Origin of the sequence: Paenibacillus sp. FSL E2-0151 (assembly GCF_037993015.1) — a bacterium.
GTDB lineage: Bacteria > Bacillota > Bacilli > Paenibacillales > Paenibacillaceae > Paenibacillus > Paenibacillus amylolyticus.
On sequence record NZ_CP150308.1, the window covers coordinates 3,344,858 to 3,360,414 of the forward strand.

The window sequence follows — 15,557 nt, forward strand, 5'->3', positions numbered from 1 at the left end:
ATTGATATTGGGAGTTATTAGAATGATCATTCCCGAAGATCTCGAAAATGAATACATTCTCAATGAGAGGGAGTAATAATAAATGAATATTTCCAAACAAGTTGCTATTGTAAGTGGGGCTAATCGAGGGTTGGGCAAGGAGCTTGCTCTTGAACTGCTGGCGAGGGGAACCAAAGTGTATGCTGGCGCGCGAAACCCTGAATCCATTAATCTGCCCGGGGCTATTCCACTGCAACTCGATATTACGGATCCACAATCTGTCATGGCTGCAGCTGAGGTAGCTAGTGATGTAACCCTTCTAATTAATAATGCCGGTTCCGCTACGGGTGCTTCTCTGCTCACGGGTGAGCTGAACGATATTCACTTGGAATTCAATACACATGTATTTGGTACGCTTTCAATGATTCGTGCGTTTGCACCGGTAATAGAGAAGAATGGGGGCGGTTCGATACTGAATATCCTGTCCGCTCTATCCTGGCTCAGCCTTGGTAACTCAGGTGCATATTCAGCTGCAAAATCCGCTCAGTGGGGAATTACGAATGCATTACGTCTGGAATTAGCCCCTAAGAACGTTAGTGTTGCCGGATTGCACGTGGCGTTCATGGATACGGATATGACTGCAGGTATCGACGCACCAAAAACGAACCCAACGGATATTGCCAAAATTGCAGTAGATTCCATCGAAGCGGATCTCTACGAGATTATTGCTGATGATACTAGTCGGAATGTACAACAGGGTCTTGCTGGTGGTGTTGCTGCCCTTTACCCGCAATTGTTTCAAAAATAGAGAAGTGTAGATGCATTTTCACGCTATAAATAAAACAACCCCCGCCAGATCTGGTGGGGGTTAAGTATGTCATGAATACTCCAATTCTATTCCTTGAGAACCGTGAGAATATAAGGTTTAACCTTTAACTGCACCGGCAGTAAGGCCGCTGACGATATATTTTTGCCCGAATAGATACAGGATGAATACAGGCAGGGAAGTAAGCACGAGATTGGCGAAGATCAGGTTCCAGTCCCGGCTATATTTGCCGTAGAAATTGTAGATCGATAGTGGCATCGTCCATGTGGAACTGTCTGTCAGGAAGTACACCGGAATTGTGATGTCATTCCAGACGGACATGAACACCATGATGGCTACCGTTGCGTTAACGGGCAGAATGAGCGGTGTGACGATGCGGAAGAACACCCCGAACACACTTGCTCCTTCCAGAAATGCCACTTCGTCCAGTGCTCGTGGAATGGTTTTGATGAATCCACTATACAAGAATACACTGAAGGCTGTATTTAACGCGGCGTAGATCAGGATGACACTTGTGATGCTGCCGTAGAATCCCAATCCCTGTACAACCCGTATGGTCGTAATAATCGACATTGGCGCAATCAGTCCCATGAAGAAATACATGTAGATCGTGCCGGATAGTTTGGTTTCCCGACGTGCCAAAATGAATGCCGCTGCCGAAGAGGCAACGATATTAATGATGGAAGATACGCCAGTAATCAAAATGCTGTTGAAGAATGCTCGCGACAGACCGCCTTCCTGGAAGACACGAACATAGTTCGAGAACTGCCATGTTTCCGGAAAACTCAGGGAGAAACTAAGCACTTCGGCGCTGGTTTTGAATGAACCAAAGATCAGAATGACAAGCGGCAACAGAACGATAAGAGAGGCCAGAATCAGGAAACCTTCCACGATATAGTTGCGGATGGCGAGTTTGCGTGTATAGCCCATGTTATTCCGTAACCTCCTTACGCCGCATGAAGATCAATAGCGGTATAGCAATAATGGTAACGACGACGAAGAGAAGTGTGTTGACCGCGGTACCAAGTCCCCAGTTGCCTTCGCCGAAAGATCGCAGAATGATCGTACCTACGACCTGGGAAGCGTTACCCGGGCCACCACCGGTCATGACATATACTTCGGAGAATACTTTGAGTCCACCGATCAATGTCAACATCAAGTTAATGTTAATTGCGGGCAGCAAGAGTGGTAGTGTGATCTTGAAAAAACTTCTCCACGAACTTGCGCCATCAATCTTGGCTGCTTCGTAATACTCTTGAGAAATGGACTGCAGGCCCGCCAGATAAATGGCCATCTGGAACCCGGCACTCTGCCAGATCGAGACGATGGCAATCGTCCAGATCACAATCGATGGGTTGGTCAGCCAAGCTTGGCTTAACGAATGTAATCCTACAGATTCCAACAAATTGTTGATGGTACCTTCGGTACGCAACATGGGAGTGAACAGGATGCTGATCACAAGGATGCTGAGAATAGAAGGGGCGTAGAAGATCGCGCGTAGCAGGTTCTTTGTTCTTAATCGCATGTTAAGTCCTACGGCCAGCAATAGGCCGATAACGTTTTTGCCAACTACAGTGACGATTGCAAATATCGCCGTGTTTTTCAGCGCCAGAATAAGCGTTTTGTCCGAGAAAATTTTCTGGAAATTATCCCACCCGATGAACTTCAGCTCCAGCCGATCCAGCCGCCAATCCGTGAATGAATAATAGAAAGCGGCGAGAGCAGGCACAACAAAAAAGATGGAGTAGATAATCAGTGCGGGAAATATCATGTAATACGAGTACAGATTTTTAGTCCTTTTCATGTCTCACACTCCGTTATAGCCAGGCAGCATAACGGTCGATCCTGTTATGCTGCCTTATATTTCACTCTTTAGAAACCTTCTACACCTTTATCCTGCATCAGCTGACTGAACTTCTCATCCCAGGATTTCAGTACTTCTTCCGGTGACAATCCGCCTGCAAATTGATCCTGCAATAATCGGTACAGTTCGCTGCGATCAACCAGCATGTATGCATCCGTTGTCAGCACGGTTTTCTTCGGCGTAATATAGTTGTCTACAATATCCTGCTTGTAAGCCGGCAATTCTGGTGTGGTGACGTCACTGAAATTGGATACGTACCCTTTGGAGTCCACGATCTGTTGTGCGACATCCTTGGAAGCGATATAGTCTAGGAACTGTTTGGCTTCATCCAAATGTTTGGATTTCTTCGGAATGAACAGTTGTCCGCCCAGTGGACTTGCACCCAGACTGGCATTGTCTGACGATGGAATCGGGAATACGCCCAGTTCCATATTTGGATCTTGCTCGGCCACGCCTTCAATTAACCAATCGCCCATAAACATCATGGCCACTTCCTTGTTCAGGAATTTACCTACGGCCATGTCATAGCTGTCGCTAAGCACATCCGTGTTGGTGTAACCTTTGGTGTAAATTTCATATTGTTGTTCCAGGAATGTTTTGAATTCCGGGATATCAGACCATTTTTTCTTGTTGCTGTTCAACTCATCAAAAAAAGTCGGTTCATTTTTGGCTACAAAATCGGCAAAAGCTGCAGCAGGCCAGATGTTGGCAGCCCAGGCATCTTTGTACGGCATAAATACAGGTGTAATGCCACTTGCTTTGATTTTTTCACAGATCGCCAGGAATTCTTCGTAGTTGGTTGGAAGCGACAACCCGAGTTCTTCAAAGATTTGTTTGTTATAAACGACCCCTTGCATCCCCGTATCTTGGCTGACATGGAAGCTGTAGAGATGACCACCAGAAGAGAGGACGTCTTTGTTCACAATTCTGCTTGCCCAAGGCTCGTTATCCAGAATCTCGAAGTTACGTTCAAGGTTCAGGTCTGTGACTGCGCTCGCCAGATTGTACTGAATAATGTCAGGCGTTTCATCTACAGCCAGTTTGGTTTGCAGTACAGTTGTCGTTTGTTCCGCTGGAATCAGCTGCAAATTGACACGAATGTTCGTTTGTTTTTCGAATGCATCAAGAATGTCCTGCTGGATGAAAGCAGAGTCCTGAGAACTTTTAGAGATTGCCAGCTCCAATGTGACTTTGCCACTCTTGCTGTCCCCGCCAGCAGCTGTGCCGGAATCCGTACCTCCTGATCCACAAGCCGTTAATGAGACCGATAATAAACTGGCCAGAATAATGGAAAACACCTTTTTTCTTTTTATTGTTTTCAATGCAAATCCCCCTCTGAAACGTGTAGTGAATCCGTTTACAAGTCCGATTATAGATTCTTTTCTCGCCCCGGTACATGTCTGTGCTTGAACGTTGATGTGTAAAATCCTGAACTTGAAATCGCTATCATTTCATGAAATACCGTGATAGAGTAGACATGAATATAAGGGATTTCACATCATGTCAGAACAGGAGGGCATCTCTGAGAATGGCAAAGCTCATACATAAAGCAACTCAATTCAGTTTGCAGACAAAGGTGTTTTTGACATTTCTGGCTCTGCTTTTGTTTGTGCTGGGCTGTTTTATCGTGTATGTAAATGTGATCGTTGTCCGCCCGCTCAAACTGAAAACAGAGCAGGATACGCTCGTTACAGCTACGAAGGTAAGAGAGCAAGTTGATCTATACGTAGAACAACAGAACCAGATGTCGCAGCGAATATTATCCAGCAAAAATATATTTGTAGCCATGGACAAGAGCTCCTCAGCTCATAGTAACTATGAAAGACTGAAGCAAATTCGGATCATCAAAGACATCATGTTTCAGGCCATCGGGCCGAGCATGAATATCAAGGACATGTCCATCTACGACAATCACGGGGTTCTCCTGACATCATATCTGGGTTCGGGTAATCCTCCCGCAATCCTGAACACCATGATGGAGAGTAGTCAGGTCGGACGAGATTGGACGGAAAGTGGTTTTGTTCTGCTGCGTCAAGACGATACGATCTCCTTTGTGCGCACGATCAATGATCAGAACGGCAAGGTGTACGGTTATCTTAGCATCCAGATGGAACAGGCCTATATACAGAACCTAACGGAGGGCATTACCGCTGGCGATGTCTATATTCTGAATGAACAAGGCGAGCAGATGACAGGTTCGGAAGCGGGTGTGACATTTACCAATTGGACAAAGCCTGCATCAGACGAGGGACTGGATGTAGACAAAAACGACAATTATATCACACATTCCACATCACCCAGTACAGGCTGGATCACGTATATCATAACGCCCAAAAAATCTGTTCTAGGCTCGATCCATTCGGTTCAGACGATGTCCATTCTGCTGATTACAGCACTGATGCTGGTTTCGTTTGTGTATATCTTCATGTCGACACGTAACCTGCTGCTGCCTATCCGCAAGCTACGCGGTCAGATCTGGCGCATGAACTACAGCAATATGAATCTGAAAGTGGATGAAACGCCGAAGAATAACGATCTCTTATTGCTAAATGAAGCCTTTCAGGATCTGATGGAGAGGCTGCAGCAATCCATTGACCGGGAAAAATCGGCGCTTCATGAAGAAGTAAAGGCGCGTAATTCGGCGCTGCAAGCCCAGATTGCACCTCATTTTATTCATAATGTCTTATACCTGATCAGTATTGCCGCCCAAGAGGGGAAGACCAAAGTTGTATCGGATATGTGCAAACATCTTTCGGACAGTCTGCGTTATATTGTCTCTTCACCATACGCGCATGTGACTTTGGCTGAGGAGCTTCAACATACGAGACATTATCTGTCCCTTGTACAACAAAAGTACGAAGAGGATCTGGAGTGGGACATCTGTGCTGACGAGCTGGCGAACGATATCCGGTTGCCGAGGTTGGTCATTCAGCCGTTTGTGGAAAATTGCATTGAACATGCCTTTGCCAACACCGCGCCGCCTTGGCGTATCCAGATTACCGTGAAGCAATATAACGGATTATGGGCTTTGGAGATCAAAGATAACGGAGAGGGCTTTCCACCGGATAAGATCCAGGAGATTTTAGCCAATATTCAGGCATCGGGTTCCGTAATGAACCAGACTGCCGATCGTGGAACAGCCCTTGGTAACATGGGGATTATCAACAGTGTCAATCGACTCAAACTAATGTATAACAACCGGCTCTTTATTAATATATTTAACAATCATGCGGAAGAGCAACATGGAGCAACGATTCAAATCATCGGCTCACTGACGAGAGATTTTTACTAGCGAGGAGGCATAGGCGATGTATAACGTTATGATCGTTGAGGATAGCAAACCGATATTACGTAATATTAAAATGCTCTTGGAGACGCTGAGCTTCCCGATTCGTGTAGCGGCTACGGCAACGAATGGAGAAGAAGCCTTGGCAGCGTTAAAGCAGGAACCGATTGATCTGCTGTTGACCGATATACGAATGCCGAAAATGGATGGGCTGTCCCTGATTGAGCAAGCCAAAATTGCCAACCCGGATCTGAAGGTCATCTTGATTAGCGGTTACAGCGATTTTGAATACACAAGAAAAGCATTGAACCTGCAAGTGTTTGACTATTTGTTAAAACCTGTCGAGCGAGAGGCGCTTGAAGAAGTCATGAGTCGGGTAATTGACCAACTTGATCAACAGATGTCCAAGGAACTGCTGGATTTGCAGGAAATCATTCATCCCCAATGTGAGACTACGCCGAAACAGGGGGAGGAGTTTCCGCCTTTATTCAGCCAGATGATGATCATTATGAGCAAACAGCCTTTTACCGCAGGGCATGAACGATGGGTGCAGGGGGAACTTGGTGGCATAGTGCAGGATTTTTTTGCATTCCATCCTTGTCGTGTTTACACTAGTCAAACCCCATATCAATTTATCGCTTTTGTCAACAAGAGTGCACTTGAGGTGTACTCTTCCGTACATGAATGTCTTGAATCGTTGCGACGGCATTTGGTTGCGCATGACATCGATGCGATCATTGGAGGACAACTTCTATTCGCTGAGTCTGGTAATCTGCCGGAGCTCTATCACCGCATGTCGTCCATTTTGTCTGAGCAGCAACGTTTGAAACAAGGAATAGTGCTGGATACCGGGAATCCGGTGTCGATGGCCAGATCTGAGACAGGCTGTCTGGATCCGGTGCAGGAATCTGCTTTTGTACAGATGATACAGGCTCGGCAGAAAGAACGGTTTGCTCTTAAGTTATCCGAATTGCTGAATCGATGGGCAGAGGAAAATGTACATATGACCGAGGTGGATCGGTTTATTGGATTGATTGTAGACACGTTTGCTCATCTGTACGAGGAACAGGGGGCGGGCATGAGATTGGGTCTGGAGCTTCGGTCAAGACAATTCGCCCAGGCACAGTCCTATGCCGATTTTTGCCGGGAACTGGCGGAATGGACGGGACAGTGCTTCGATATGCTGCAATCCCACGTTCGAAAAAGCAAGGCGATCCTGTTTGAACAGATTGACGATTACGTAAAACTAAATAAATATTCTCAATTATCTATCAACGACATTGCCATGAAGTTTCACGTTAGCCCGTCGTACGTCAGCAGAGTGATCAAAAATGCAACACAAATTACATTTGTTCAGTATTACACCCGGCTTCGCATTAAGGAGGCATGCAGACTGATGGAATGCCAACCGGACATGAAGTTTAAGGAAGTTTCCGATTTGCTGTCGTTTAGCGATCAGCACTATTTCTCGAAGGTGTTCAAAGAGTATACGGGACTAAGTCCTACGGATTATAAACAACAGATGTCTGGTATAAAGACCCAATCATAGTTAACAAACCCTTTTTAATTATGTTATAATACTAAACAAATACGGCTTGTTACTGAATTCATTCAGGCAATACCTATGTATATACATGCTCAGAGTTTCTTTGGGTGTGCATATATATGGGTTTTTTTGCGTTTACTGGCCGATTAGTTCTACCAAAAATGAATAAAGAGAGGAAGATTGAACTTGAAAAAGGAAAGTGAAAAAAGGTCATTTTATAAGAAAGGAGGAGCCGTTTTACGATTAATGAGTACTCGACTCATTGCAGCTTTCCTTGCGGTACTTATTATCCCCACTGCACTTATCGGTTATTTCTCATATGATAGTGCCAAAGATCAGGTACAACAAAAAATGACGGATCCCATCAACACCATTTTAACCATGACAGGGCAGCATATTAACAATCTGGTGGGGGAAAAAGCAGCATTATTGAGTTACATAGACAGTATGTATGGCACCACCCCCAGTCAGACGAACAACGAAGCAGTACAAGTAGGAATCGACCAGTTAGCTGATACATATCCTGATATTCTTGCCATAACCGTGGGCAACGACCAAGGCGATGTTATATCATCTCCAACAATAGAGGATGCAACATACGATCCACGCAGCACAGAATGGTATGCCAATGGTGAAAGTAACAATGGATCACTCTATTTTTCGAGTATTATGAATGATCCGGCATCGGGGAAGATTTATGTAGAGATTTCAAAAGCTCTTTCAGATGAACATGGTGTAGCAAGTATTAAACTTGATCTGGAGCCATTAGCAAAAGCGTTATCATATGTGGATGTCGGAGGTAATGGAAGTCTGATTGTAGTAGACTCCAATCGAACGATTGCAGCTTGGTCCGGTGCGATTGCAAAAGGTGGAGGAGGAGAGCTCGGCGGAGCACTCATAGAGGGAATTCCAGTCCATCCTAATACGGCTTCAAATTCCGATGAACCGATGGCATTTTCTCAATTTGTCAGAACGGATCTGGCGTATGATCTGGAGGTATATAACGGTGTTAATGCTTTAACGGGTTGGAATGTCATTGCTTTGATGGGCCATGAAGATTTTATCGCCGCAGCGAAACCCATTATGGTATCGAGTCTAACGGTCATTGTTATATCTGTATTGATTGCCGGTGTAATTATTTTCTTCATTCTGAGATCTTTTATCGTACCTATGCAAAAACTGCGAAAGGCCACCCGCAGCGTAAGCGAAGGGAATCTGTCCGAACGGGTTAATCTTAAAACCGAAAACGAATTTGGTATATTGGCAAATGATTTTGACCAAATGACCATCTCCCTTCAATCGGTGGTTGCTGAACTTCACCAGACTTCATCGTTGTTAAGTCACTCTTCCCAGATGATTCAGGAAAGTACAGAACAAACCACCCAATCGGTTCAACATGTGGCCGAAACCATGCAACAGACTGCGGAATCAGCTATCGTTGGGGCGGAGAATTCGGAACAAACCGCGAATGCCGTAGAAGAGATGGCGAGAGGCATCAGTACAATTGCAGAATCTGCGAGTGCGATTGTGGATTCGGCTGAAGAGACGGAGCGCGCTGTTGCTAATGGTGGGAAAACGATAAACCAGGTCGGAGAACAAATGGAACACATTCTCGGAGCTGTTGAAGAAACCTCGGCATTGATTAATGAGCTGTCCAGTCTCTCCGCCGAAGCTAATCGAATGAATGAAGCGATTGCGGATATCTCTCGGCAAACCAATCTTCTATCACTGAATGCCTCTATTGAAGCATCAAGAGCAGGAGAACACGGAAAAGGTTTTGCTGTCGTTGCAGGCGAGGTACGAACGTTATCGATGCAATCCAAACAAAGTGCGGACGAGATTGGCGCTACCATTGGCAAAATGCTTGATTTGATTGCCAAATCCACGTCTCTTATGAATGATAAAGTTCGTAATCAAGTTGGTGAAGGAATGCGGATCAGCCAAGAAGCTTCTGCAACCATATCGAACATTGAACAATATACAACGCATATCGTGGATCAAATTCAGGATATTTCCGCTGTCTCAGAACAGTTGTCAGCCAGTACGGAAGAAGTCTCGGCTACCGTTGCCGCGATGAGTCATATCTCTAAAGTATCGGCTGATAGTGCTCAGACAACTTCAGCAGCAGCCCAAGAACAAATGGCGGCGATGCAGGAGATATCCGCATCATCTGCACAGCTATCCAAAACAGCTGAGAATATGCAAGAACTGGTTCGCCGGTTTAAGCTCTAGAGTAGAAGTAAGTAAGTGTGTAAAGAAATATGTAAAGAGACATGTAAAGCACCAGGCGCTCCCCTAATGGAGCGCCTTTCTGCATGTAGTACGATTAGTAAGAATGTGACACCTCATCCCCGAACATATCCTTTTGATTCTTTTTTCGGAAACTTCGTGGTGATTCACCAACCGTTTTGGTAAATAAAATCGTAAAGTAATTGGGGTTATCGTAACCGACCAGTTTGGCAATTTCCCATATTTTTTTGTTGGTTGAGACTAATAATCGGGTGGCTTCACCCAATCTTCGTTGAATCAGGTAATGATAAGGAGAAGTGCCATAGTGATTTTTATACATATGAATTAAGTAATAAAAATCGATATGAAATTGATCTGCCAATTCTTTGAGCTTAATGTTTTGCCGATAGTTGGTATCCAAATAGTCTTTAATGCTCTCAGCAAGGGTATTGCTCTCAACGATCTCCCCACTAGGAAGCTGCTGACGGGACTGCCGATCGATGATCAGAAGTATTGCTTTCAGGACATGCCCAGAGATCGACTCGTATCCATGTTCCCGGATTGAAAATTCATTGAAGAGAGTCTGCATTAACGAATGGAGCTCATCGGAATATCGGTTGGCTCGAATGATCGGATTGTTAGAGGGAGGGATGACCCAATCCTCAAGGGTCTGGGTGCCTTCTGCAAAACGAAAGCCGCAATAAAAGGTGGATAACGGGAATTCAGGATTGGACTTCTCCTCGTGAAGAGTACCCTTGTTATATATGAGCATGTCCCCTTTTTGAGCCCAGTGTTTGGTACCGTCAATGGTGAACAATCCTTTGCCTTCAGTTACGTAGATAATCTCATGCAGATCGTCATGTTTATGCGTCGGAAAACTCCAATGGGGATTGTCGGCCAGTTTTCCTACATAAATAATGGTGCAATCTCGATTTGGATGCCGTTGGCCGGATTCGTGGTGTGGATTCATCTATGTCTTCCCTTCAGAATCTGTAATGAAAGTCTGTGTTGAAATGACAACATATATAATGTTTTGCAATAAAACCACAACAACCTTGATTGTCGCCATGGTATATCTGACAGTACAATTTCACTATCCAAAATGTACTATATATCGAAAGTGAAGGGATGGGAAAGCAGAAAATACATGAATTAATGATCGTAGACAGAATTGAAGCGCTTGCAACAATAGAAAGGATTAGTGAGTATTGATTTATGACTAGAAATAGAGAGAACCTACTTATTTTAACGCTTACGCTTGTTAGCTTTGTACTGGGAACAACCGAGTATGTCATTGTGGGTGTGTTGAAGGAAATTGAAAGTTATATGAAAATATCACTTGCTGCCGCGGGTATGCTTGTCTCCGGTTTTGCGATTGCATACGCAGTGGGTACACCATTTGCTGTGGCTTTCTTGGCCAAAATATCCAGAAGAAGTTCCATATTGATCGGATTTGCAATCGTGTTAGCATTAAATCTATTGACCGTGTTCTCAACAACATTCTCTTCTCTGATGGCCATTCGCATCGTGTCGGCCGTTGCTTGTGGACTTACGATATCGCTTTCGATCTCGATCGTAAGCGACGCAGTAAACCGGGAGCGAAGAGGGGAAGCTATCGCCTGGATTCTGGGCGGATTTTCAATCGCTAATGTGCTAGGTGTTCCGCTCGGTACTTTTATCGGACAACATCTGAGTTGGTCCATGACGTTTGTTGTTACGGCATGCATAGGTGTTGTGCCGCTGGTGTTCATGTTCCGTATTCTGCCACGCCAAACAACAACGATTGCAGGTTCGTTCAGTGATCAGATGTCTCTCTTTTTAAAACCACGGATATTGCTGGCCTGTCTGATCCCTGTACTGGGAAACAGCTGTATTTTCGTCGTTTTTACGTACATTACGCCACTCCTGAGTGAGACGATGGGTGTGCCAGTACAATGGATTAGTGCCATACTCCTGATCTATGGCGCCTGCAGCATACTGAGTAACTGGATTGGTGCCAAAATAGCCAAGGATGACTTCCTGCCCAAGCTCAAGCGACTTTTCGTCATCCAAGCCATCCTGTTCCTTGGCATGAGTTTTACCGTTTCTAATGTGTGGATGGGCTTGGCGTTTCTGTTCCTGATTGGATGTCTGTCATCCTCCATGAGCGCGGCATCCCAGTTATATTTGTTTGATGTGTCAGGATCGATCGCGCCGGGGTCCAAAGCATTTGCATCTACACTCCTGCCTGTGGCGGCCAATGTGGGTATAGCGCTAGGCTCTGGTGTCGGGGGAATTGCCGTTAATATGGGTGGTCTCCAGTGGGTGCCTTCAGTTGCTGTGATGCTTGCCTTGCTGGCTTTTGTCGTTACCCTGATATGTCAGCGTTCCATCCAAGTGAATTCAGACGAAGCAACCACTGTAAAAGCAGCTTAGATGAGATGCTGTCTAGACTAAACGCATGAATGCGTGTATATGGTATATGAACTACAAACAAAGTCGCTGTTATACGGCTTTGTTTGTTTTTTTAGTTTTCCAGCATTCCGGATGTAACGGGTTCGTAGATGATAGAGGTAGGATAATGCAATAATTCAGTGAATTTATATATGAAGAGATCTGATAAAATGAATGAAAAGCTTGGAGGTAATGCCATGAAAAAGCCGATGATCGGTGTTCTGCCTTTGTATGATACAGACAAAAAAAGTTACTGGATGCTTCCAGATTATATGAACGCCATAGAAGGAGCAGGTGGGATTCCACTTATGCTACCTTTGACAACGGATATCGAGATCATAGCAACGCTGGCTAATCAGTTCGATGGGTTCCTGTTCACCGGGGGACATGATCTCAATCCTGAGCTGTATCATGAGCATGCAGAGGTTACCTGTGGAGAGTTGTGTATTGAACGCGATATGATGGAGTCGATATTATTACAAAAGGTAATTGAGCTTGATAAACCTACCTTTGGCATATGCCGTGGACTGCAGCTATTTAACGTTATGTTGGGTGGAACTTTATATCAAGACATTCCCACTAGCCTTCAACTTCATGGGAACAAGATCGTTAATCATAAGCAAAGTCCGCCGTATACGAATCTTGTACATGATGTACATATTGAGGAAAATAATTTGCTTCGTGATATCTTGCAAACTGATACGATAAAAGTGAACAGCTACCACCATCAGGGAATCAAGATGTTATCGGATAAGTTAACTGCTGTGGCCGTCGCTGAAGATGGACTCGTTGAATCCGTGGTCATGCCAAACCGCTCGTTTGTTTTGGCTGTGCAGTGGCATCCAGAGTACAGCTACAAAGTAGATGACTATAGTCAGAAGTTATTTGCGGCGTTTGTTAATGCTGCTAAATCCCCACGCTATACTATCCATATTGAAGACATCACCGCATAAAATGTGAAAAAGAAAAAAAGACCTCCTGTTTATAAAAACAGAGGAGGTCTTTGTATTGGTTAATGCAGTCGTAATAGTAATCATGGTATCGCCGTTCTATTGGCAGAATTATTTTGATCCAGACTTCGTGTTGGCATGCTCTTCAGCATTCAGGGAAGCAATCAGCTTCTCGCCTTCAACATCCAGGTTTGGTAGAATGCGATCCAGCCATTTTGGAAGTGCCCAAGCTTTGTCTCCGAAAATAGCCATGATGGCAGGGACCAAGCCCATACGGATGATAAAAGCATCAATCAGAATGCCTACCGCCAAAGTGAAACCAATCTGCTTGATCATGACATCGTCAGTGAATATAAATCCTGCAAATACAGAGACCATAATCACTGCTGCGGCAACAACCACGCGACTTACCTGATTGTACCCATGAACAACGGATTCGGTCCCGCGATGACCATGCACATAGGATTCCCGCATGGAGCTCACAAGGAAGACTTGATAGTCCATCGCCAGGCCATACAGGATACCTGTTACGATGATCGGCATAAAGCTCAGCAACGGGCCGCCGGTATCGAAACCAAAGAGCGAATGCAGCCAGCCCCATTGGAATACAGCAGTGGTGATCCCGAATGTAGCCAGGATACTAAGCAGGAAGCCAATTGTTGCTTTGATGGGAACGATGATCGAACGGAATACGAGTAACAGAATGATCAGTGACAACAGGATAATAATGCCTACATAAATAGGGAACACCTGCGCCAGTTTGGCGGACATATCGATGTTAACAGCTGTGAGTCCAGTAACTCCGAGTTTCACATCATAGGTCTGTGCGATGCCGGAATCAGCCGAGCGCAGATCAGTGACCAGTGTTTTAGTGAGATTATCGTTAGGACCCGTTTTTGGAATGAGACTGAAAATAGCTAAATCTTCTGTCATCCCAAGCGGTGTGACTTGTGCAACGTTATTCTGACCTTGAAGTTCCATCACCAGACCACCCAAGAGTTCCGGTGTAACTTTTGCGGAAGACTGATTAGGCTCTGCGACCAGAATAAGGGGTCCGTTGAATCCTTCTCCGAAGCCTTCGGAGATGGCATCATAACTTTGTCTTGCAGTTGTATCCAGATTCGCTGAGGAAGCGCCGGGGATACCCATTTCCATTTTGGTGATCGGCGTCGCGGCAAAACCAAGAATGACGATGATGGCGATAATGGTAGCCCAACGATTTTTGATAACGAATTTCACCCATCTGTTCGCGACTCCGTGGTTAGTGGCTTTAGGATGTTTCGCGCTTTTCTCACGAGCTTTGGCGGAACAGATGCGTTCTCCTACCAATCCCAGTAAAGCCGGCAACAGGGTTAAAGCAACAAATACGTTGATGAGCACGGTGGCAGCTGCGACTAAAGCCATCGTAGACAAGAATGTGAGACCGATGACAAGCATACCGCACAGTGCAATAATGACGGTTAATCCGGCAAAAAATACTGCGCTACCCGATGTACCAATGGCTCTGGCCGTTGCTTCTTTTGCGCTCAAGCCTTGATCAATGATCATTCGACGCTGGCGATTAACAATGAAGAGCGCATAGTCGATTCCAACAGCCAATCCAACCATTAGAGCTAGAACGGAAGTGACACTAGGCATTTCGATGAATTTGGAGATGGAGAACGCACCACCAACTCCAATGGCAACTCCTAGGAGTGCAGTGATCAGAGGCAGACCTGCTGCAACAACGGAGCCAAGGGTGATCAGCAATACAATGACAGCAATGACCAGTCCAACAATCTCTGCCGAGCCGACTCCAATCGATACCGTTTTGAGAGTTTCGCCCGGCAACACCTTAATATTGGTTCCTTGCTCTACCGTCATAACGGACTGAATAACGGAATCAAATACATCCTGTGTTATGGCAGACTGTTCAATTGTAAATTGGAACTGGAACAGTGCAATGCTGCCGTCCGAAGAGATCAGCATGCCAGGTACAGGAACACCATCCACCATCAAAGGTCCATAGGGAGGAGGCGTGGTTGTTGCGGATTGCGCCATATCAGTAGCCTGAGCATTCTGAACCATTTCCGCCTGAGCACCCGAATTACCCGCTTCAGCTGCATAGTCCGCAGGGTTAATGACTTTGTCTAATCCGTAAACTTCATTAACACCTTTCATCATGGCCGCCAAACGTTCAGGCGTATCCAAACGCTCGTTGTCTGGAGCTTTGAAGACAACACTTCCTTGACCGCCGGAGGCGGCAGGCAGTTCTTTTGCCAATTGATCCAGAACCTTCTGTGACTCTGTGCCTTCAATCTTCATTTCGGAACTGATGTGAATACCATTGATGCTGATCATGGAGATGACAATTCCCAGAATTAAAACCCAGCCAATGATGAAATAGGCAGGTTTGCTAAAAGCGGTTTTCCCCACTCTGTATAATAATGTAGACATTTCTCTAT

The 15,557-nt window shown here is 45.3% G+C and carries 11 protein-coding genes; 6 read left to right on the top strand and 5 right to left on the bottom strand.

The window, feature by feature from the left end:
• The first annotated feature begins 82 nt into the window (after nucleotides 1-82).
• Nucleotides 83-787: an SDR family oxidoreductase gene (locus MHI55_RS15265; protein ID WP_101313722.1), complete on the top strand. Its 705-nt coding sequence runs from the start codon at nucleotides 83-85 to the stop codon at nucleotides 785-787.
• A 117-nt stretch (nucleotides 788-904) separates the two neighbouring features.
• Here MHI55_RS15265 and MHI55_RS15270 read toward each other — a convergent pair whose 3' ends face one another.
• From MHI55_RS15270 to MHI55_RS15280, 3 genes are all read right to left on the bottom strand, one after another.
• Nucleotides 905-1,735 (bottom strand): carbohydrate ABC transporter permease, encoded by an 831-nt coding sequence (locus MHI55_RS15270; RefSeq protein WP_017688542.1) that lies wholly within the window; start codon nucleotides 1,733-1,735, stop codon nucleotides 905-907.
• Nucleotide 1,736: 1 nt separating this feature from the next.
• Nucleotides 1,737-2,609, bottom strand: a complete 873-nt coding sequence (locus tag MHI55_RS15275) for a sugar ABC transporter permease (RefSeq protein ID WP_101313723.1) — start codon at nucleotides 2,607-2,609, stop codon at nucleotides 1,737-1,739.
• A 68-nt stretch (nucleotides 2,610-2,677) separates the two neighbouring features.
• The gene (locus MHI55_RS15280) at nucleotides 2,678-3,991 is read right to left on the bottom strand and encodes an ABC transporter substrate-binding protein (protein WP_101313724.1); all 1,314 of its coding nucleotides are present in this window, start codon (nucleotides 3,989-3,991) and stop codon (nucleotides 2,678-2,680) included.
• A gap of 206 nt (nucleotides 3,992-4,197) precedes the next feature.
• Between MHI55_RS15280 and MHI55_RS15285 the strand changes: the two genes are divergently transcribed.
• The 3 genes from MHI55_RS15285 to MHI55_RS15295 all read left to right on the top strand — a co-directional run bounded on the left by MHI55_RS15285 (nucleotide 4,198) and on the right by MHI55_RS15295 (nucleotide 9,733).
• Entirely contained in the window at nucleotides 4,198-5,961 is a 1,764-nt protein-coding gene (locus tag MHI55_RS15285; protein ID WP_340390490.1) for a histidine kinase, read from the top strand.
• A gap of 16 nt (nucleotides 5,962-5,977) precedes the next feature.
• Complete coding sequence (locus MHI55_RS15290; RefSeq protein ID WP_101313726.1) at nucleotides 5,978-7,504, top strand: response regulator; 1,527 nt, start codon at nucleotides 5,978-5,980, stop codon at nucleotides 7,502-7,504.
• Nucleotides 7,505-7,747: 243 nt separating this feature from the next.
• Nucleotides 7,748-9,733: a methyl-accepting chemotaxis protein gene (locus MHI55_RS15295; RefSeq protein ID WP_257467812.1), complete on the top strand. Its 1,986-nt coding sequence runs from the start codon at nucleotides 7,748-7,750 to the stop codon at nucleotides 9,731-9,733.
• 94 nt (nucleotides 9,734-9,827) lie between these two features.
• Here MHI55_RS15295 and MHI55_RS15300 read toward each other — a convergent pair whose 3' ends face one another.
• Nucleotides 9,828-10,700: an AraC family transcriptional regulator gene (locus MHI55_RS15300; RefSeq protein WP_101313728.1), complete on the bottom strand. Its 873-nt coding sequence runs from the start codon at nucleotides 10,698-10,700 to the stop codon at nucleotides 9,828-9,830.
• A 245-nt stretch (nucleotides 10,701-10,945) separates the two neighbouring features.
• On the opposite strand from MHI55_RS15300, the gene MHI55_RS15305 reads away from it, so the two are divergent.
• Together MHI55_RS15305 and MHI55_RS15310 are read left to right on the top strand one after the other, a co-directional pair.
• On the top strand, nucleotides 10,946-12,145 hold the full coding sequence (locus MHI55_RS15305) for an MFS transporter (protein ID WP_101313729.1): 1,200 nt from the start codon (nucleotides 10,946-10,948) through the stop codon (nucleotides 12,143-12,145).
• A gap of 215 nt (nucleotides 12,146-12,360) precedes the next feature.
• Complete coding sequence (locus MHI55_RS15310) at nucleotides 12,361-13,116, top strand: gamma-glutamyl-gamma-aminobutyrate hydrolase family protein (RefSeq protein WP_101313865.1); 756 nt, start codon at nucleotides 12,361-12,363, stop codon at nucleotides 13,114-13,116.
• 108 nt (nucleotides 13,117-13,224) lie between these two features.
• On the opposite strand, the gene MHI55_RS15315 is transcribed toward MHI55_RS15310, so the two are convergent.
• The gene (locus MHI55_RS15315; protein ID WP_101313730.1) at nucleotides 13,225-15,549 is read right to left on the bottom strand and encodes an MMPL family transporter; all 2,325 of its coding nucleotides are present in this window, start codon (nucleotides 15,547-15,549) and stop codon (nucleotides 13,225-13,227) included.
• Between the last annotated feature and the right edge of the window lie 8 nt (nucleotides 15,550-15,557).